This window comes from Streptomyces sp. NPDC002125, assembly GCF_053593715.1.
Map to the genome: position 1 here is coordinate 31,698 of NZ_JBSFDD010000026.1, position 18,153 is coordinate 49,850.

The 18,153-nt window shown below is 72.5% G+C and carries 17 protein-coding genes; 9 read left to right on the forward strand and 8 right to left on the reverse strand.

Annotated features, from left to right (window positions below; translation table 11 throughout):
* Positions 1-192: 192 nt before the first annotated feature.
* Complete coding sequence (locus tag ACWCQM_RS32095; RefSeq protein WP_450918582.1) at positions 193-765, reverse strand: hypothetical protein; 573 nt, start codon at positions 763-765, stop codon at positions 193-195.
* Between the two features lie 69 nt (positions 766-834).
* Positions 835-1,626: a glutamate racemase gene (locus ACWCQM_RS32100; protein ID WP_450918583.1), complete on the reverse strand. Its 792-nt coding sequence runs from the start codon at positions 1,624-1,626 to the stop codon at positions 835-837.
* Between the two features lie 58 nt (positions 1,627-1,684).
* On the opposite strand from ACWCQM_RS32100, the gene ACWCQM_RS32105 reads away from it, so the two are divergent.
* Positions 1,685-2,872, forward strand: coding sequence for a glycosyltransferase (locus ACWCQM_RS32105; RefSeq protein ID WP_450918584.1), 1,188 nt, complete (start codon positions 1,685-1,687; stop codon positions 2,870-2,872).
* Positions 2,873-2,961: 89 nt separating this feature from the next.
* Here the strand turns inward: ACWCQM_RS32105 and ACWCQM_RS32110 are convergent, their stop codons facing one another.
* The 3 genes from ACWCQM_RS32110 to ACWCQM_RS32120 form a co-directional block, all read right to left on the reverse strand.
* Positions 2,962-4,236, reverse strand: coding sequence for a TerD family protein (locus ACWCQM_RS32110; protein ID WP_450918585.1), 1,275 nt, complete (start codon positions 4,234-4,236; stop codon positions 2,962-2,964).
* Between the two features lie 132 nt (positions 4,237-4,368).
* Positions 4,369-5,175, reverse strand: coding sequence for a hypothetical protein (locus ACWCQM_RS32115; RefSeq protein ID WP_450918586.1), 807 nt, complete (start codon positions 5,173-5,175; stop codon positions 4,369-4,371).
* Positions 5,176-5,218: 43 nt separating this feature from the next.
* A complete protein-coding gene (locus ACWCQM_RS32120) occupies positions 5,219-5,743 on the reverse strand; it encodes a hypothetical protein (protein WP_450918587.1) in 525 nt (174 codons plus the stop codon).
* Between the two features lie 585 nt (positions 5,744-6,328).
* On the opposite strand from ACWCQM_RS32120, the gene ACWCQM_RS32125 reads away from it, so the two are divergent.
* The 4 genes from ACWCQM_RS32125 to ACWCQM_RS32140 all read left to right on the forward strand — a co-directional run bounded on the left by ACWCQM_RS32125 (position 6,329) and on the right by ACWCQM_RS32140 (position 11,099).
* Positions 6,329-6,820 (forward strand): DUF6643 family protein, encoded by a 492-nt coding sequence (locus ACWCQM_RS32125; RefSeq protein ID WP_450918588.1) that lies wholly within the window; start codon positions 6,329-6,331, stop codon positions 6,818-6,820.
* A gap of 51 nt (positions 6,821-6,871) precedes the next feature.
* Positions 6,872-7,696, forward strand: a complete 825-nt coding sequence (locus ACWCQM_RS32130) for an MOSC domain-containing protein (RefSeq protein WP_450918589.1) — start codon at positions 6,872-6,874, stop codon at positions 7,694-7,696.
* A 133-nt stretch (positions 7,697-7,829) separates the two neighbouring features.
* Positions 7,830-8,447 carry an Rv1733c family protein gene (locus ACWCQM_RS32135; RefSeq protein ID WP_450918590.1) on the forward strand — a complete coding sequence of 206 codons (618 nt, stop codon included), beginning with the start codon at positions 7,830-7,832 and terminating at the stop codon, positions 8,445-8,447.
* 213 nt (positions 8,448-8,660) lie between these two features.
* Positions 8,661-11,099 carry a right-handed parallel beta-helix repeat-containing protein gene (locus ACWCQM_RS32140; RefSeq protein WP_450918591.1) on the forward strand — a complete coding sequence of 813 codons (2,439 nt, stop codon included), beginning with the start codon at positions 8,661-8,663 and terminating at the stop codon, positions 11,097-11,099.
* On the opposite strand, the gene ACWCQM_RS32145 is transcribed toward ACWCQM_RS32140, so the two are convergent.
* Entirely contained in the window at positions 11,069-13,381 is a 2,313-nt protein-coding gene (locus tag ACWCQM_RS32145; protein ID WP_450918662.1) for a hypothetical protein, read from the reverse strand. The genes ACWCQM_RS32140 and ACWCQM_RS32145 overlap by 31 nt on opposite strands.
* A 319-nt stretch (positions 13,382-13,700) precedes the next feature.
* Between ACWCQM_RS32145 and ACWCQM_RS32150 the strand changes: the two genes are divergently transcribed.
* The gene (locus ACWCQM_RS32150) at positions 13,701-14,531 is read left to right on the forward strand and encodes a DeoR/GlpR family DNA-binding transcription regulator (protein WP_450918592.1); all 831 of its coding nucleotides are present in this window, start codon (positions 13,701-13,703) and stop codon (positions 14,529-14,531) included.
* 59 nt (positions 14,532-14,590) lie between these two features.
* A complete protein-coding gene (locus ACWCQM_RS32155; RefSeq protein WP_450918593.1) occupies positions 14,591-15,025 on the forward strand; it encodes an SRPBCC family protein in 435 nt (144 codons plus the stop codon).
* 52 nt (positions 15,026-15,077) lie between these two features.
* Here the strand turns inward: ACWCQM_RS32155 and ACWCQM_RS32160 are convergent, their stop codons facing one another.
* Positions 15,078-16,208, reverse strand: a complete 1,131-nt coding sequence (locus ACWCQM_RS32160) for a PLP-dependent cysteine synthase family protein (protein WP_450918594.1) — start codon at positions 16,206-16,208, stop codon at positions 15,078-15,080.
* 226 nt (positions 16,209-16,434) lie between these two features.
* On the opposite strand from ACWCQM_RS32160, the gene ACWCQM_RS32165 reads away from it, so the two are divergent.
* Both ACWCQM_RS32165 and ACWCQM_RS32170 read left to right on the forward strand, forming a co-directional pair.
* Positions 16,435-16,782 carry a hypothetical protein gene (locus ACWCQM_RS32165; protein WP_450918595.1) on the forward strand — a complete coding sequence of 116 codons (348 nt, stop codon included), beginning with the start codon at positions 16,435-16,437 and terminating at the stop codon, positions 16,780-16,782.
* A gap of 213 nt (positions 16,783-16,995) precedes the next feature.
* Positions 16,996-17,520 (forward strand): ATP-binding protein, encoded by a 525-nt coding sequence (locus tag ACWCQM_RS32170; RefSeq protein WP_450918596.1) that lies wholly within the window; start codon positions 16,996-16,998, stop codon positions 17,518-17,520.
* 92 nt (positions 17,521-17,612) lie between these two features.
* On the opposite strand, the gene ACWCQM_RS32175 is transcribed toward ACWCQM_RS32170, so the two are convergent.
* On the reverse strand, positions 17,613-17,945 hold the full coding sequence (locus ACWCQM_RS32175) for an SHOCT domain-containing protein (RefSeq protein WP_450918597.1): 333 nt from the start codon (positions 17,943-17,945) through the stop codon (positions 17,613-17,615).
* Positions 17,946-18,153 lie beyond the last annotated feature (208 nt).

An 18,153-nucleotide genomic window follows, 5' to 3' on the forward strand; every position in this document is an offset into this window, starting at 1 on the left:
GAGCGGCCGTACGGGCGGCAGCCGCTCCCGCCTCCGTAGGGCGGTACGCCTCGCAGACGCACGACGCCCCGGGCGGATGCCACAGCCGGGGCGGGACCGAGCCCGGATCCCACAGCCGGGGCGGGACCGAGCCCGGATCCCACAGCCGGGGCGGCGACCGGAGCGCGCCTCGGCCTCACGGCCGCGCGGGCCTCAGGCTCCCGGAGGGCTCGGAGCCGTCGCCGCGGGAGCGAGGTGCAGGCGGTCGCGGATGAAGCGCACGGCGCCCTCCGCGTTGTCCACCGTCACGGTGAAGGTCCTGCCGTCACCCAGGCGGAGCACCAGCGCCTCCCCCCGCCGCACGACGACCGCGGTGCCCTGCTCCGGACGCCAGCGGTAGCCCCAGCCGCCCCACTGGCGGGGTGTGACCTTGGGGGCGAAGTCCGCGCCCACCACATGGGTGAGCAGGATGCGGCGCCGGGGAAGCCCCGCGTGGCCGCAGCGGACCTCGAGGGCGTCGCCGTCGACCTTGACGGCGACATGCACGAAGGCGAGGGTGCCGAAGAGGATGAGGAGTCCGGCGGCGACGCAGCCGATGACGGACATGAGCAGCGGGGCGATCCCCGCGCTCCAGGCCGAATCGACCGCCAGTTCGATGCCGAGCGCCAGGCACCCGGCTCCCACAGCGGCGAGCAGCCACTGGAAGCGATTGGTGGCCCGTCCCGTCCAGACCGTACTGGGGGCCTGGCTCGAACCGTGCCGCGCTTTGCCGGGGTGGTCCGTCATGCCAAGCAGCGTAACCGGGTTCCGCGCGCCTGGGAGGGGTCGCGCGGCCCCCCGGGGCGCCGGAACCGGTCAGAGCGCGGGGCTGACGGCCTTGAGCAGCAGGCCCTCGGTGTAGGCCATCGCGGGTTCGGGCAGGTCCCCGGCGTGTCCCGCGAGGAGCACGGTGAGGGTGCCGACCGGTTCGGCCGACGGAGCGGGTGCCGCTCCGATACGGCGCAGGGCCTGGGTCGCCACCGCCTCGGCGGAGCCGTGCAGCACGAGCGGGACGCGGCCGGGCCGGTCGCCCTCCACGGCAGCACGGATGCGTTCGGCCACCAGTTCGTAGTGGGTGCAGCCGAGGACCAGATCCGTCACTCCGGCCGGGGTGAGGGCGGCGGCAGCCGCCACCGCGCGGTCGATCGCCTCCTCGTCGGCGTGCTCGACGGCGTCGGCCAGCCCCGGGCAGGGCACCTCGGTCACGTGCGCGTCCCGGGCGAATTCACGGATGAGCCCGCGCTGGTAGGGACTGCCGGTGGTCGCCGGGGTGGCCCAGATGGCGAAGGGGCCGCCGCCCGCGGCGGCCGGCTTGATCGCGGGCACCGTGCCGATGACCGGCAGGCCGGGCTCCAGTTCGGCCCGCAGGGCCGGAAGGGCGTGCACGGACGCGGTGTTGCAGGCGACGATCAGGGCGTCCGGCCGGTGGGCCGCGGCGGCGCGCGCCACGGCGAGCGCCCGCTGGGTCACGTCCTCGGGCGTGCGTGGCCCCCAGGGCATCGAACCAGGATCCGACGACACCACCAGATCGGCGTCGGGCCGAAGCCGGCGTACCGCGGCCGCTGCCGCGAGCAGGCCGATTCCCGAGTCCATGAGTGCGATCTTCACCCGGTCACCATAGTCGACCACCCTTGCGGCGCCGCCGGAGTGGGGCACACTTCGACGGATGAGCGCCATTGCCTGGATCGCCGTGGGTTCGCTGGTCGTGTGGGTCTGGCTGCTGCTGGGCCAGGGGTTCTTCTGGCGGACCGACCAGCGGCTGCCCGTGCGTACCGGGGCCGAGCCGGAGCGCTGGCCGTCCGTGGCCGTGGTCGTGCCCGCGCGCGACGAGGCCCAGGTCCTGCCGAGGAGCCTCCCGTCGCTGCTCGCCCAGGACTATCCCGGCGAGGCCGAGATCATCCTCGTCGACGACTGCAGCGGCGACGGCACGGGCGAGCTGGCCCGCGCGCTGTCCGTACGCTGCGGAGGGCTGCCGCTGACGGTGGTGTCGCCCGGTGAACCCGAGCCGGGCTGGACGGGCAAACTCTGGGCCCTGCGGCACGGGATGGCACTGGCCCGGCAGCGGAGGCCCGAGTTCCTGCTGCTGACGGACGCCGACATCGCGCATGAACCCGACAGCTTGCGCGAGCTCGTCGCCGCGGCGGGGGCCGAGGGCGCGGACGGCTTCGATCTGGTCTCGCAGATGGCCAGGCTCCGGGTGGCGAGCACTTGGGAGCGGCTGATCGTGCCCGCCTTCGTGTACTTCTTCGGGCAGCTCTACCCCTTCCGGCGGGTGAACCGGCGCGGGTCCCGGACGGCCGCCGCTGCGGGCGGCTGCGTACTGCTGCGTGCCGGAGCGGCCGAGCGTGCACGGCTTCCGGAGTCCATCCGCCAGGCGGTGATCGACGACGTGTCGCTGGCCCGCGCGGTCCGCCGTGCCGGGGGCAGGATCTGGCTTGGCCTCGCGGAGCGGGTGGACAGCGTACGGCCGTATCCAGGGCTGGCCGATCTGTGGCGGATGGTCTCGCGGAGCGCCTACGCACAGCTGCGGCACAGCCCTCTGCTGCTGGCGGGCACGGTGCTCGGGCTGGGCCTGGTCTATGTCGCGCCGCCCGCCACCGTGCTCGCCGGGCTGCTGACGGGCGACCCGGTGGCGGCATGGGCGGGCGGGGCGGCCTGGGCGGTGATGGCGGGGACGTACATGCCGATGCTGGGGTACTACCGGCAGTCGCTCTGGCTGGCGCCGCTGCTGCCCTTCACGGCGGTCCTCTATCTCCTGATGACGGTGGACTCCGCCGTGCAGCACTACCGGGGCCTCGGTGCGGCCTGGAAGGGGCGTACGTACGCCCGCCCCGAGGCCGCACCGGAACCCTGAGCCGGGCGCACGGACTGCGCTGGCGCCCCCGCTGCCGGACCGGCACCGGAGCCCTGAGCCCCGCCGGACGGCAGCGGGGCCCGGGAGGGTCACTTGCGTCCGGGGGTCCAGTTCATGCCCCACCCGTAGGCGGCGTCTATGGTCCGCTGCGGGCTCACACCGCGCTGGGGCACGAGATAGCGGGCCTCGCGCTGCACGGTGAGGTCTCCCCCGTTGCCCGTGATCAGAGCGAGGGCGCACACGGTGGAAGGCACGGTGCATTCGTCGAGAGAGAAGTCGATCGCCGCGCCGTTCTGCGGCTGGAGCGTCACCGTGGCGTGCAGATCGGCGAAACTCCGGGCGCCTTCGTAGATGGTGACGAAGATCAGAACACGGCGCAGCCGGTCCTTGTGGTCGAGGTTGACCGTGAGGTTCTCTCCGGAGGAGACGGCGCCGGTGCGGTCGTCGCCGTCCAGATGGATATAGGGCGGCTGGCGCAGAGATCCGAAGGCGTTTCCGAGCGCCTGCACAACTCCCTTGCTTCCGTCGGTGAGTTCGTACAGCGCGCAGAGATCGAGATCGAGGTCTCCGTGCATGGCGACCGCTCTGCCGAGTTTCGCGCCCCAGCCCTTGAACTGCTTGCGCACTTCCCAGTTGAGATTGACGCGCAGTACGCCGGTGGTGCCGCCCTGTTTCGAGAGCGAGACCGAGGGCGTTTCCTTCGTCAGCGTGACCTTGGTCAGCCTCACGGCCTGGGTGACGGGGGGCGCGGGCGGCGGCACGGGGGCCGCTTGGGGTGCGACGGGAGGCGCGGCTGGACGGGCAAGCGTCTGCGGGGGCGCCGGCTGGGGCTCGTTGACGGAGATGCCGAAGTCGGTCGCCAGGCCCGCGAGTCCGGTGTCGTAGCCCTGTCCCACCGCGCGGAACTTCCAGGCGCCCTGGCGCAGATAGAGCTCGCCGAGGATGAAGGCGGTCTCGACCGTCGCGTCGGCGCTCTCGAAGCGCGCGATCTCCGCGCCGTTCGCCGCGTCCACGATCCTCACGTAGAGGCCGGTCACCCGGCCGAAGGTCCCGCCGTCCGCCGAGGCCGCGACGACGACCCGGTCGATCGCCGGCTCCATGCGTCCGAAGTCGACCGCGAGGCTGTCCGTGACCCCGCCCCCGACGGTCCGCTTGCCTTCGTGGCGCACCGCGCCCGACGCGTGCGCCGGCTGGTTGTAGAAGACGAAGTCCGCGTCTGCGCGCACCTTCCCCGAGACGAGCAGGAGCGCCGAGGCATCCACGTCGGGCGTGCCCGGAGAGGCACGCCAGCCCAGTTCGACGCGCACGGCGCGGGCCGGCACCGCGACATTGGTTCCCTTTTGCATGGTCATGCTCGCCCCCATCACGAGTCCGGATGCCCGGAGAGTCTCCCGTCAACCTAATCCCCGGCCCACCTGTGAGCCCACAGTCCGGACAGGGTTCGCTCGCATCGGGGAAGCGGCCGGCTCAGAGCCCGTGAACCGGCTCCCCCGGTGTCACTGGCCTTCGCCGACGACCTCGACGGCGTCACCGAGGTTCGGGGCCGCGCCCCTGGCGAGTTCCCCGGCCTGCTCCAGGTCCGCGCTCTGCGCGACGACGAGGCGTACCGCCGATCCGGACACGGCGTCGCGTCGCAGAGTCGCCGCGGCGACCGGATACTGGGCGCTCACCGCATCGTAGGCGGCGACCGCCTCGGTGGGGAAACGGTCACCGAAGGCGCTCTCCACGAGGAGACCCGGCCCCGTGACCTTGAGGACCATCACTCCCGGGAGCGGCCGGTGGCTGCCGCCCTCGGCGGAGATGTCCTTGAACAGCGCCATCCCGCCCTTCATCCCGGCCGCGTCGACCTCGATCTGCCAGCGGTCGGCCTCTCCCTTCCACGGCGCGTCCTCGATGTCGGCGCCCTCGGCCCGGCCGTCGGCATCCAACGACCGCCACAGCGCCAGGACTTCGCGGGTGCGGGTCCTGTCCGCGACGACGGAGAAGGTGATGCCGCCCGCCGTGATCCGGCCGCTGGTCGCGTCGTTACGCGCGACGTACTCGCCCAGCTCGTCCGCAAGCTCCCTCACCCGGTCGGCCGGAGTGCCGTCCTCCAGGACCAGTGTGCCGGTGGATGTTCCGCTGAAGGGCAGGGTGTTGTTCTTGGTGGTGCGGATGTCCGCCACGTCCGGCGTGCCGGCCCAGCTCTCCTCGAAATCCTCGGCAAGTGCCGAGCCCTTGTCGATGGCGCAGCCTGTCAGGGAGGCCAGGCCCAGGACGAACGCGCCGATCCCTGTCGGCCACCGCGAGGCGTGTCGTCTCATTGCCGTCTCCTTCGAAGCGCGGGTACCGGGCCCGGACGGGCCGTCAGGTCCTCAGGTCCGGCCGTGGACGGCCGTTGTGACGCAGCCGGAGGCGGCGCCGGGGGTGCGAGCGCAGCACCGGGTGGAGGTTCCAGCCCTGCTCCGTGGCGACACGCAGGACGTAACCGGCCCCGGCACCCCGGAAATAGTGCGCCCCGAGTTCGAGTTCGCGGTGGAGCGGGGAGGTCTCCACCCGTCGGGTCTGCTTCTCGACGCGCCGGTCCACTCTCGCCCGGTAGTACGCCGAGTCGCCCTCCTTCAGCAACGCCACGGGGGTCACGCACCAGAGCGGGAGGAACGGCACCTGTCCCAGTGTGGCGTCGAATACCCGTACCGCGCCGTTCTCAGCCCGCGGCACCACGTAGACGATCAGCTGGGCCACCGCCGCCACCCCGGAGAAACCGATCGCGAGGAGGACCCACACCAGCCACCAGAACGGCAGGAACAACACGGTCAGGGGGATCAGCAGCCATCGCAGTGCCGCGGGGCGTACGGGCAGCGGCCCCCAGGCCGGGTCGTCGTCATGCACGGCGGTGTCGTCCCCCTCGGCTTCGCCATTCCCGACGGTACGCGGCCGAGCCTACCCGGCACGCTCCGCGGGGCCCGACCCCGCCCGCTCCGGGGGTTGGCCGCGACGATGTCCGCCGCGCCGCCCTGTGCATCGGGCGGCCAAAGGAGGCTCGGTGGCCACGAGTTCGGGCTCCGGGAACGCGCGGCGCAATTCACTCAGGGCGGCCCGGTATACGGTCGGACGCGTCGGGGAAATCATGGTCGCGCACGAGTCCCCGCGGGGAACGCGAATCACTCGGCCCGGGCCTTCCCGGCGCAGGGGGAAGCGGGACGGCATGGGGATCGGCCCGGGCGGGCGACGGGTCCGACGGTCGTGGCTTCCGCGCTCCCGCGATCAAAGCCTCCGCCGCGAGAGGGCGCGACTGTCGCCCTTTGTAGCCTCTCCGCCACTTCTCGTTAACCACGGGCCCTCCCACGGAAAAGCCTCCGCGTTAACGGAGGCATTAACGATTTTGACGGGTCGGGCACACAGAACCAGCGTAAAACGGATAACCACATGATTGGGACTCCCCAACCAGCACATCGTGGGCTTAACTTATGTGTCATGACCTCCCCCCGCTCCACCTACGGCAGCGGCTACTACGCCGCGCCGTCGTTCCCCGACACCCCGATCTACGACTCCCTGGTCGCCGAGCGGGGGACCCCTCAGATCGCACCGATCCGGGTCCCTGCCGCCTACGACACCGGGAACAGCTATCTGCCGGCCCTGCCGTCGGCGCTGCCCGCCCTGCCCGCGGCCCCGTCCCAGAACACCGGGTCCTACGGCTACCCGCAGCAGACGGCGCAGCCGCAGTACCAGAACGCGGGAATGCAGCAGGCGCCGATGATGCAGCCCGCACAGCTGCAGCACGCTCCCGCGCCGTACATCCCTCAGCAGCCCTCGGCCCCGCGCGGCTACCAGCAGCAGCCGCAGCAACAGCCCCAGCGCCCCGGCACCGGGTACGAGGCGATGCGCCCCGCCTCGCCGCGGCCGGCGCCGGCGCAGTCGCCGTACGAGGACCCGTACAACCGTCCGTACCAGGGCCGGGGGTACTGACCGGCGCTGCCGCACCCCGTTCGGCGGGGGGTCGGCTGGCAGGATGGGGGCATGCCTCCCGCAGTACTGAGCGCCGTGCGCGTCCACCCCGTCAAGTCGCTGGCCGCGTGCGCGGCCGACGAGGCCGTCGTCGAGCCATGGGGACTCGACGGTGACCGCCGCTGGATGCTGATCGACGGAGAGGGCAGGGTCGTCACCCAGCGTCAGCAGCCGCGCATGGCGCAGCTGTCGGCGCGGGTGCTGCCCGGCGGCGGGCTGTCGCTGTCGGCACCTGGGAGCAAGCCGCTGCGGGTGGAGGTGCCGGACCCGGGCCTCCTGCTCGTCGCGCAGCTCCACAGGAACAAGGTCGAGGTGGTGGAGGCCGCCGAGGCGGCACACGCATGGTTCAGCACGCGCCTCGGTGCGGAGGTCCGGCTCGTCCATCTCGACGCGCCGTCGCACCGCAGGCCCGTCGATCCGGCGTTCGGCCTGCCCGGCGAGACCGTGTCGCTGGCCGACGGTTTCCCGCTGCTGCTCACCACGCGCGCCTCGCTCGACGCCCTCAACTCGCTGATCGCGCGGGGCGTCCATCCTGACGAGGGCCCGCTGCCCATGAACAGGTTCCGGCCGAACGTGGTGGTGGACGGCACGGCGCCCTGGGCCGAGGACGACTGGAAGCGGATCACGATCGGGGAGGTCGTCTTCCGCGTGGTGAAGCCGTGCGGCCGGTGTGTCATCACGACCACCGACCAGCGGACGGCGGAGCGGGGGAAGGAGCCGCTGCGTACGCTCGCCCTCCACCGCAGGACGGGAAAGGACCTCCTTTTCGGCCAGAACCTGATTCCCGACGGCACCGGCGTGATCCGGGTCGGCGATCCGGTGCGGGTCCTCGGCTGACGGTCCGGACCTCGCGGCCGGGCGGAACTCGCGGCGTCGGCGGGAGTGTTGGCGGCGTGAGGTTGCTCTCTCTTCTCCGTCCGCGGACGTATTCGCCCTTCCTTCGGGTTATCACGGACAGGGAAGGGGGTGCATGACTGTGCGAGCGGTTCTGGGAATCCGGCGGTGGAGGCACAATCCGGTGTGCCGGCCCACCGACCGTCATGAGGCGTGGGTGGCGCTGGCGGCTCTGCTGGTGATGGTGCTGGCGGCGCCGTTGCTCGGCTGGATGTGCGGTTCGCTGACCGATGACGCGCTCCAGCGGGCGGTGCGCGCCCAGCACGCGGAGCGCCATCTCACCTCTGCCGTCGTGGTCCGTGAGTCCTCGGGCACGTCCCGTTTCGCCCGGGACCCCGAGACCGCCGTCACGGAGGAGTCCACCCGCACCTCGGTGGTGGCCGGGTGGCGCGCCCCCGACGGCACGGCGCGCACGGGCACGGTGTCGACCGCGTCCGGGGAGACCGCTCCCGGCACCCGGATCAAGATCTGGACGGACGAGAAGGGGCGGCCCGCGATGCGCCCCATGGACACTCCCACGGCCCACACCCACGCGGTGCTCGCGGGCATCGGTGTGACCCTGCTCGCGGGCGGTCTGACGGAGGTCGCGCGCCGGCTCGTGGTCTGGCGCATGACGCTGCGGCGCTACGCCCGGCTCGACCGCGCCTGGGCCGAAGTGGGACCGGACTGGGGCAGAACGGGTACCGGAAGCTGACCGGGAGCGCGTTCGTCCCCCTCCTGTCCGGCCCGGCAGGGTGCTTCAGCGGCCGACCCGTCAACTCGCGCCCGCCATGCGCGCTACGGTGGACCGGCCCGCCCGAGTTCCTCGGCAGGCGGAGCGGCGGTCTGCCGGAGGACGGACGGACCGCGCACATGCGGACGGGCACGAGGCAGCGCACACAGCACGAGGTGGGGGCACAGCAGCACCATGGCACAGGGCACGGTCCAGGTGACGCACACCGGCACATCGCGATGGCGTCGCCGCACGGGCGAATACGCTTCCCTCACCGCTGCCCTGGAGGCCGCCGCGGACGGTGACGTGCTCACCGTCGCCCCCGGCACCTACCGGGAGAATCTCGTCATCAGCCGGGCGGTGACCCTGCGCGGCCCCGAGGGTTCCTCGGGCTCCGTACGGATCGCGCCGGCCGACGGGGTGCCCCTGACGGTCCGTGCCTCCGCCGTCGTCCAGGACCTGCACGTGGAGGGCCAGGACTCGGCCGCCCCCGCCCTGCTGGTCGAGGAGGGCGCGCCCGAACTGACGGATCTGCGTATCGTGACGAGGTCGGCCGCGGGCCTGGAGGTGCGGGGCGCGGCCCGGCCGACGGTCCGCCGCTGCACCGTCGACAATCCGGCCGGTGTGGGCATCGCCGTACTCGACGGAGCCGGCGGCGTGTTCGAGGAGTGCGAGATCGTCTCGGCCGGGCAGTCCGGTGTCTCCGTGCGCGACGGCGCGCATCCGCGCCTGGAGCGCTGCCGCGTGCACCACTCCTCGGGCGCGGGCCTGAGCGTGACCGGTGAGGGCAGCGGCCTGGAGGCGGTGGGCTGCGAGGTGTACGAGATCAAGGGCAGCGGGGTGCAGGTCACCTCGCGCGGCGCGGCGCACCTCACGGACTGCACGGTGCACCGCACCTCCGCCGACGGGGTCACCCTGGACACCGACGCGGTCCTCACGCTCGCCGACTGCGACATCCACGACATCCCGGAGAACGCGGTCGATCTGCGCTCCCGCTCGGTACTGACCCTGACCCGCTCCACCGTGCGCAGGTTCGGCCGCAACGGCCTCTCGGTGTGGGACCCGGGCACCAGGGTCGACGCCAACCAGTGCGAGATCCACGACAGCACGGGCGACTACCCGGCGGTCTGGGTCAGCGACGGCGCCACCGTCATACTCGACTCGTGCCGCGTCCACGACGTGCCCGACGCTCTCTTCGTCCTCGACCGGGGCTCGCGCGCCGATGTCGTGGACAGCGATCTCTCCCAGATCCGCAACACGGCGGTCTCGGTGAGCGACGGGGCCACCGCCCAGCTCGACGACTGCCGCATCCGCGAGGCGTCGACCGGTGCGTGGTTCCGCGACCACGGCAGCGGCGGCACGCTGAACAACTGCACGATCGACGCGGCGCAGACCGGTGTCATCGTCACCAAGGGCGCCGACCCGACCATCGAGCGGTGCACGGTCACCTCGCCCGCGGAGGCCGGTTTCTACGTCTCGGCCGAGGGCCGGGGCACCTTCGACAGCTGCCGGGTCACGGGGAGCGAGGGTTACGGCTTCCACGTCATGGACGGCTGCCGCTCCACCCTGACCCGCTGCCGGACCGAGCGGTGCGCACGCGGCGGTTACGAGTTCCCGGAGGGCTCCGCGCACGGCGACGGGCACACGGGCGGTCCGGTGGCCCAGGACTGCACCAGTGACGAGAGCGGTCTGCGCGGTGCGGCGCCCACGCAGCCGCCCACGGTCCTGACGGCGACGCAGACCACGCCCGGGCTGCTCGGGGCGATGCCCGGGCAGCGGACGGCCGAGCCCGCCGCCGCGCCTCCGGTGCCCGCCGAGCCGGTCAGGGACTCCGCCGCCGTGCTCGGTGAACTCGACGCCCTGGTGGGCCTGGACAGCGTCAAGCGCGAGGTGCGGGCGCTGACGGACATGATCGAGGTGGGCCGCCGCCGGAAGCTGGCCGGTCTGAAGGCGGCCTCGGTGCGCCGGCATCTGGTCTTCACCGGCTCCCCCGGCACGGGCAAGACGACGGTGGCCAGGCTGTACGGCGAGATCCTGGCCTCGCTCGGTGTGCTGGAGCACGGCCATCTCGTGGAGGTGTCCCGGGTCGATCTGGTCGGCGAGCACATCGGTTCCACGGCCATCCGCACGCAGGAGGCGTTCGACCGGGCGCGCGGCGGGGTGCTGTTCGTCGATGAGGCGTACGCCCTGTCGCCCGAGGACTCCGGCCGCGACTTCGGCCGGGAGGCCATCGACACGCTGGTGAAGCTGATGGAGGACCACCGGGACGCGGTGGTGGTCATCGTGGCCGGCTACACCCACGAGATGGAGCGCTTTCTCACCGTCAACCCCGGTGTGGCGTCCCGCTTCTCCCGGACCATCACCTTCAGCGACTACGAGCCCGAGGAGCTGCTGCGGATCGTCGGGCAGCAGAGCGAGGAGCACGAGTACAGCCTGGCGGACGGGACCGGGGAAGCGCTGCTCAAGTACTTCACGGCGCTTCCCAAGGGCCCGGCCTTCGGTAACGGCCGGACAGCCCGCCAGACCTTCGAGTCCATGGTCGAGCGGCACGCGGGCCGGGTCGCCCAGCTCAGCGAGCCGAGCACGGACGACCTGACCATGCTCTACCCCGAGGACCTTCCCGCGCTGCCCTGAGCCTCGGCGCCCGCCCCCTGGACACCGCCGGCCGCCTGCTGCGGCACGACGGGCCCGAGCCGCTCCAGGAGCGCGGCGCGCTCCACGGCGAAGACCGGGTCGGCCTGGTAGTCGGAGTGCCCCAGGACCGGTTCGGGGAGCGGGAGTTCGGGCGTCCGGCCGTAGGCGAGCGGGTCCTTGAGCGGGCCGCGGTCCACCTCCGGGCCCTGCCCCTCGTCGATCCTGACCGGCCCGCCGATCGGGTCCGTCGCACGCCAGAGGTTGCGCCAGCAGTGCACGGACCTGTCGAGCCCTTCCAGGGCCGCCGGGCCGAAGTACGCGGGGAACCACCGCCCGTACAGCCGCTCGATCGGAGAGCCGTAGGTGAGCAGCGCGACCCGGCGCCTGGCCGTGTCGGGAAGCTGCCAGACCGCGGCAGCGGCCAGCACACTGCCCTGGGAGTGGCCGGAGATGACGAGCCTGCCACGGGTGCTCCCCGTCCAGGCACACATCCGGGACGAGAGGTCGGGGACGGCGCGCTCGGCGTAGCAGGGCGGTGCGAAGGGGTGGGCGGCGCGCGGCCAGAACGTGCCGACGTCCCAGAGGATGCCGATGGTGCGCCTCGCCGAGGCGTCCCGGTAGGCGCGGCGGCCGCAGGTGACGAGCACGATGACGCCGAACCCTATGAGCCAGGAGCCGGTCGCCTGGGCCGCCTCGGCGAACGACTCGACGAACGGGGCCGTACCGTCCATGGCCAGCCCGGGGACCTCGCCGGTGAGCCAGGACCCGGTCACCGCCGCGGCCCCGAGCAGCAGCGTGGCGGCGGAGAGCAGGCCGAGGATCCCGGGTGCGGAGTCGGTGAGGGCGGCGGCGGCCCTGATGCGCGCGATCTGTCCGGTGCGGCCGGGCTCGGGGTGCTTCTCCGCGTACTCCGCCTCGATCACGGGTCCCAGCCGGCGGGCGCGCCGCACGGTGTGCACCGCCAGCCAGACGACGGGCACGAGCAGGAGCAGCAGCAGGACCGGGATGACGGCTGCCTGCCAGCTGAGGAGCACCGGCGGGCCCGCTATGGCGGAGTCCGCGCCCATGCCGGGTGTGCCGGGACCGTCGAGCCAGTCGGCGATGCGCTGGGACATTCCCCCGGACATCACACCGCCGAGCGCGCAGGCCAGCATCGCGACGGCGGGGCCGCCGAGTCCGCGCAGGGTGGTGCGCGGCTCGGGTGTGCGCCGGTACAGGGTCAATGCCACCGCGGCGAGTACGACGACGAGCACGCCCTGGCCGAGGGTGAGGACACGGAAGGCCGTCTCGCCGGGCAGGGTTCCCGAGGACGTCCAGCCGGTTCGCGACCATCCGGCGTACACCACACCGGTGGCGAGCAGGGCCAGGGCGGCGCCGGGGAGGTAGGTGATGACGGCACGGTCGAGCAGGTTGTCGACGCGCCGCTCGCTGCGCCCCCGGTGGCAGACGACCGCGACGACGAAGAGGGCGCAGAGGACGAGGGCTGCCTCGAAGAGGACTCCGATCACCGCGGGTACGGGGCTGTCGACGGCCCGGTCGTGCCGGGCCGCCGCTCCCCCGACGGTGGCGGCGACCGTGAGGAATCCGGCCGCGGTGTGCGCGGCGCGCAGCCGGGCCACCAGCCTGCGGCCGTACCAGAAGCCGGGCCGGCCGAGGGCCGGGCGGACCAGCGGTGTGGCCGTTTCCTCCGCCTCCTCGGCCTCGGCGGCTTCGGCGTCCGGTTCGGTCTCCTCCTCCCAGGTGAGGGGGCGCTGGGCCTCGTAGGCGCTCCAGGTGCGGTTGGACAGGTACCAGAGCAGTCCCACCACGGCGACGGGCACGAGCGCGGCGACGGAGAGCCGGCGGCCGGGCTGGGAGAACCACCCGCCCTGTTCGGTGGAGAGGAAGCCCAGCCAGGAGCGCCGGCCGGCGCATCCGGGGGTGCCCGCGCACTGCCAGGCCACCAGGTCGAGCGCGACCTCGCAGACCGCGGCGGTCAGGAGCACGGTGAGGCTGAGCGCGACCAGCCTGACCAGCACCCCGTACAGCCGGACCGCGCCGGTGCGGCTCCGGGCGGTGGGGCGCATCCAGTGGGCGAGGTTGACCACCATGAACGGGAGCAACAGGAGCCAGAGGGCCCGGGAGCCGTTGCCGGAGGTGAGGTTGGACCAGCAGTAGGCCTCGGCGACCGGCCCTTCCCGGTGACGCTCCGGGTGGTGCTCGGCCCCCACGTCCTCGGTGCGCCGGTAGATCGCGGCCGTGGTGTCACCGGTGATCCTGGTCGTGCGCGGATCGCCGAGCATCTCCTGCGGGGTGGCTCCGCCGACGCCGTGGACGAGCAGTTCCAGCGCGGCGCCACTGCCGGGCGCGGCCTGGGGGGCAGGGGCCAATTCGGTGGCTCACTCTCTGGACCGTCCGGCGCACGGCCGGCGGGAGGGGGACGGCTGGGGGTTCCGGGCTGATGCCCAGTCACCACCATCGCGGACGGAAGGCACCCGTCGCACGGGCTCTCACCGAATCTCCCCAGTGAACCGGCCCGCGACACTGCGTGGCAGGATGAGGACGTCCCGCAGGGCGGCTGCCGGACCGTGCGCACCACAGAGGGAAGGACCGGGCCCGGCCTTGAGCGAGAATCAGAACCTGCTCGCCGAGCAGCGGCGCGCCCTCATTCTCGACGATGTGCGCAAGCGCGGCGGGGTCAGGGTCAACGAGCTGACCCGCAAGCTCAGCGTCTCCGACATGACCATTCGCAGGGACCTGGACGCGCTGGCGCGTCAGGGGGTCATCGAGAAGGTGCACGGCGGGGCCGTCCCGGTCGTCGAGGCGAGCACGCACGAGCCCGGCTTCGAGGCCAAGTCGACGCTGGAGCTGAGCGCCAAGGAGGACATCGCGCGCACGGCGGCCACCATGGTCGTGCCGGGCAGCGCGATCGCGCTCTCGGGCGGTACGACGACGTTCGCGCTGGCCCGTCATCTCGTCGACGTACCGGGCCTGACGGTGGTGACCAATTCGGTGCGGGTCGCCGATGTGTTCCACGGCGCGCAGCGTCCGACGGCGGCGGGCGGGGCGCGGGCCGGGGCGGCCACGGTGGTGCTCACGGGCGGGGTCCGCACGCCCTCGGACTCGCTCGTCGGTCCGGTCGCCGACCGCGCGATCGACTCGCTCCACTTCGATGTGCTGTTCATCGGGGTGCACGGGATCTCGGTCGAGGCCGGTCTCTCCACGCCGAATCTCGCGGAGGCCGAGACGAACCGCCGTCTCGTACGTGCCGCGCGGCGGGTCGTGGTGGTCGCCGATCACACCAAGTGGGGGACGGTGGGGCTGAGTTCCTTCGCCGGGCTCGACGAGGTGGACGCCTTCGTCACGGACGCGGGCCTGCCGGACGAGGTCCGGGAGGAGATCGAGGAGCATCTGCCGGGCCTGACGGTGGCGGGCGGCTCCCCGGACGCGTAGCCGGCGGCTCGCCTTCCGCTCCGCGTAGCGCGGGCGCCGGGACGTCCTAGGATCGATGTGTGGCCGTATTCCGCATCGAGCGCTTCACTCCCCTCCCCGCCGCCGAGGCGTGGCGGCGGGTGACCGACTGGGAGCGGCACGGGGGCACGGTTCCGTTCACCTCGGTCACCGTCCCCACGGGGCTGCCCACCCGGGCCGGGACGGTCTTCGTGGCGCGGACCGGTGTGGGGCCGCTGGGCTTCGACGATCCGATGGAAGTGGTGCGGTGGACGCCGCCGGCCGCGGGCCGGGCGGGGCTGTGCCAGTTGGAGAAGCGGGGTTCCGTGGTGCGCGGCCGGGCCTCGATCGACGTGTGCCCGACGGGTTCGGGCTCGCATGTGATCTGGGTCGAGGAGGTCCGGGTGAAGCTGCTCCCCGGCTGGGGCGACCCCCTGCTGGCGCGCGCCGGGCGGCGGGTCTTCGGCCGGGTGCTCGGCGTCCTGCTGGACGACTAGGACGGCCTGCGCCCGGGGCGGGACCGGACGCCGGCCGGGCTCCGCGTCCGGCTCAGGGCCAGACGCCGGTGGCCAGGAAGTGGTCGATGGTCTCGGTGTACGGCCGGATGTCCATGCCCTGCCGGCTCAGCCACTCGTCGGAGTAGTACTTGTCGAGGTAGCGGTCGCCCGGGTCGCAGAAGAGGGCGACGACGCTGCCGGTGCTGCCCCGCTCCACCATCTCGGCGACGAGCCTCAGGGCGCTCCACAGCCCGGTGCCCGTGGAGCCGCCCGCCTTGCGGCCGATGGCGCGCTCCAGCACCCGTACGGCCGCGACACTGGCCGCGTCGGGCACCTTCATCATGCGGTCGATGGCTCCGGGCACGAAGCTCGGCTCCATGCGCGGTCTGCCGATGCCCTCGATGCGCGACCCGCAGTCGCTGGTCGCCTGCGGGTCGCCGTGGACCCAGCCGTCGAAGAAGCAGGAGTTCTCCGGGTCGGGTACGCAGATCCGCGTGTCGTGCTGCATGTAGCGGACGTAGCGCCCGATGGTCGCGGACGTGCCGCCGGTCCCGGCGGTGGCGACGATCCAGGCGGGCTCCGGATACCGCTCCAGCCGCAGTTGCTGGTAGATGGATTCGGCGATGTTGTTGTTGCCCCGCCAGTCGGTGGCGCGTTCGGCGTAGGTGAACTGGTCCATGTAGTGCCCGCCGGTCTCGGCCGCGAGGGCGGCCGACTCCTCGTACAGACGGCGTGAGTCGTCGACGAAGTGGCACTGGCCGCCGTGGAATTCGATCAGGCGGCACTTCTCGGGGCTGGTCGTCCGGGGCATCACCGCGACGAACGGCACGCCGATCAGCTTCGCGAAGTACGCCTCCGAGACGGCGGTCGAGCCGCTGGAGGCCTCGATGACCGGCTTGCCGCGGCGGATCCAGCCGTTGCAGAGCCCGTAGAGGAAGAGCGAACGGGCCAGCCGGTGCTTCAGGCTGCCGGTGAGATGTGTCGACTCGTCCTTGAGGTAGAGGTCGATGCCCCAGTGCTCGGGCAGCGGGAAGCGGAGGAGGTGGGTGTCCGCCGAACGGTTGGCGTCCGCCTGGACCTTGCGTACGGCTTCCTTGAGCCAGGCCCGGTAGTCCGGATCGCTGCGGTCGACGTCCAGGGTTTCCATGACGCCGCCGTCAGGTCTGTTGCCACTGGTGTCCATCGGCGCTCTCCTTCGGGTGACGTCCTGCTCCGCGACTCCCACGATATTCCCCCCACCTGCGCAAACGTTTACTTTGATGGCCCATAGCCCTCCCTTGGCCCAGGGCTGCGGCTCCCGCGCGGTCCGGGAGCCGTACGCCGGAGGAACCGGATCCCGAGGCGGCCTGGTGCGCGCGCCCCGCGCGGGGCAGACTTGCAGAAGTCTGCACAAGGGGGGCGAAGTCGCCATGGCCGAGACGGAATTCAGCGCGGTGGAGTACGGCACGGCGGAGTTCAGCGCGAGCGACGTGCGGATCCGCCGGTGGGCACGGTCGCTCACCAGAGCGGGCCAAGTGATCATCAAGGACGGCAGGCTCGCGCTGCTGACGAGCAACGGACGCGAGATCGCCAGTGCCCCGGTGACGGCGGTGAGCGCCGGGAAGCCGTGGTTCGCCGCCGCAGGCTCGGCGGTCGCGCGCATCAACGGGGTGCGCTACCGGCTGACCATGGGCCAGCGCAACCGCAGGCCGGGCGGCGCCGTGCCGGTCCGGCGGTTCCTGGAGGCGCTGAGGAGTCCGGCGGGGCGCCGGAGCTGACGCTACGGTGCGGTGCGGGCACCGCGAGTTGCGGAGCCCAACCCCCTGAGTCACGCTGGTCACACGTCACTGATGGTGCACCGGCGGTGACAGCGGAAGCAGCCCCGCCGGGAGCCGTTCAGGGCGGACCACGCATGACCAGAAACAGCAGTCAGCCATCTGCTGGATCCGTTCCTTCGTCTTCTTCCGGACCTATTTCGGGGAGTCGCAGCCGTGATCAGCGAGCCAAGCAGGCACTGCGCGGTGGAGCTCAAAGCTCTGCCGTCGCGGATCGGTCAGGTCCGCAGGATAATTTCGGCGCAACTGCGCTACTGGCATCTCGATCCTCTGATCGACCAGGCAGCGCTCGGTGTCACCGAACTGCTGACCAATGTCCACCGGCACGCACAGCCGGACAAATCATGCACCGTCGAGATCGAGCTGCTGCTCGACCGGCTGACGGTCTCCGTCCACGACCACGACCCCCGGCTGCCGACCGTGTGCGACGCCGATTTCTCCGCCACCTCCGGGCGGGGACTGGCGATGATCGCCGCGGTCAGCGAGAGCTGGGGCGTACGACCGAGCGATGACACCGGGAAGGTCGTGTGGTTCACCCTGCCCGCGCCTTCCTTCACCACCGCTCTCCCCCCTCTCCCGGTGTACGGGTCGACGACCGACGGGCCGTTCGACTCGGTCCCAGGAGGGCTCCTGGAGCCTGCGGCAGCACGGATCCGGGCCCGGTCGGCCGTCGTCGGCTGACGGGAGCGGGGCGGCGCTCCGTACGGAACGCGCACGGGAGCGCGTCGATCGCGAACGGGTCGACGCGCTCCCGCGTTTCCACGGCTCCGCCGTCACGACGGGCCGTCGCCGTACGGGCCGCCCTTGTCGTATGGGCCGCCCTTGTCGTACCGGCCGTAGGGCTCGTCCAGGACGGAGAGCCTGCGCCAGTACTCGTCCTCGTCGATCTCGCCCGCGGCGAACCGCCGGCCCAGGAGGCCGATCGGCGACTGCTCGCCGGGCGGGCCGCCCCGGCGGACGTCGTGCGGCTGCTGCCAGGGGGCGGGCCGGCCGCGCCAGACGGTGCGGCGCAGCAGCGCGACGACGCCGATGACGACGGCCGCCCAGATGAACGGGAAGAAGAGGATCCAGGGCCCGGGTCCTCCGGTGTACGCCAGGGTGTTCATCTCGGTCAGCTCCTCGGTCGGGGTCGGTCCGCTTCCTTTCGTCTACGAGCCTGTCTCCGGGAGGGGGTCCGGGGCGTCGTACGGGTGGCGGCAGTCCGCGTACACCGGCGGGAGTACGTCCTGGCCGGGGCCTGCTCCCGGGCTGCGCACCGGGCTCCGAAGACTCCGCGCCTGCCCACGACCAGGTGGCGGTCGCAGCCTGGACCGA

What these genes read in the sequence shown, in the direction of transcription:
- ACWCQM_RS32130 (WP_450918589.1), top strand. Translation starts at nt 6,872, where the DNA reads ATGCCTCCCGCAGTACTGAGCGCCGTGCGCGTCCACCCCGTCAAGTCG.
- ACWCQM_RS32125 (WP_450918588.1), top strand. Translation starts at nt 6,329, where the DNA reads ATGACCTCCCCCCGCTCCACCTACGGCAGCGGCTACTACGCCGCGCCG.
- ACWCQM_RS32105 (WP_450918584.1), top strand. Translation starts at nt 1,685, where the DNA reads ATGAGCGCCATTGCCTGGATCGCCGTGGGTTCGCTGGTCGTGTGGGTC.
- ACWCQM_RS32115 (WP_450918586.1), bottom strand. Translation starts at nt 5,175, where the DNA reads ATGAGACGACACGCCTCGCGGTGGCCGACAGGGATCGGCGCGTTCGTC.
- ACWCQM_RS32160 (WP_450918594.1), bottom strand. Translation starts at nt 16,208, where the DNA reads ATGGACACCAGTGGCAACAGACCTGACGGCGGCGTCATGGAAACCCTG.
- ACWCQM_RS32135 (WP_450918590.1), top strand. Translation starts at nt 7,830, where the DNA reads ATGACTGTGCGAGCGGTTCTGGGAATCCGGCGGTGGAGGCACAATCCG.
- ACWCQM_RS32175 (WP_450918597.1), bottom strand. Translation starts at nt 17,945, where the DNA reads ATGAACACCCTGGCGTACACCGGAGGACCCGGGCCCTGGATCCTCTTC.
- ACWCQM_RS32165 (WP_450918595.1), top strand. Translation starts at nt 16,435, where the DNA reads ATGGCCGAGACGGAATTCAGCGCGGTGGAGTACGGCACGGCGGAGTTC.
- ACWCQM_RS32110 (WP_450918585.1), bottom strand. Translation starts at nt 4,236, where the DNA reads ATGGGGGCGAGCATGACCATGCAAAAGGGAACCAATGTCGCGGTGCCG.
- ACWCQM_RS32095 (WP_450918582.1), bottom strand. Translation starts at nt 765, where the DNA reads ATGACGGACCACCCCGGCAAAGCGCGGCACGGTTCGAGCCAGGCCCCC.
- ACWCQM_RS32145 (WP_450918662.1), bottom strand. Translation starts at nt 13,381, where the DNA reads ATGCTCGGCGATCCGCGCACGACCAGGATCACCGGTGACACCACGGCC.
- ACWCQM_RS32140 (WP_450918591.1), top strand. Translation starts at nt 8,661, where the DNA reads ATGGCACAGGGCACGGTCCAGGTGACGCACACCGGCACATCGCGATGG.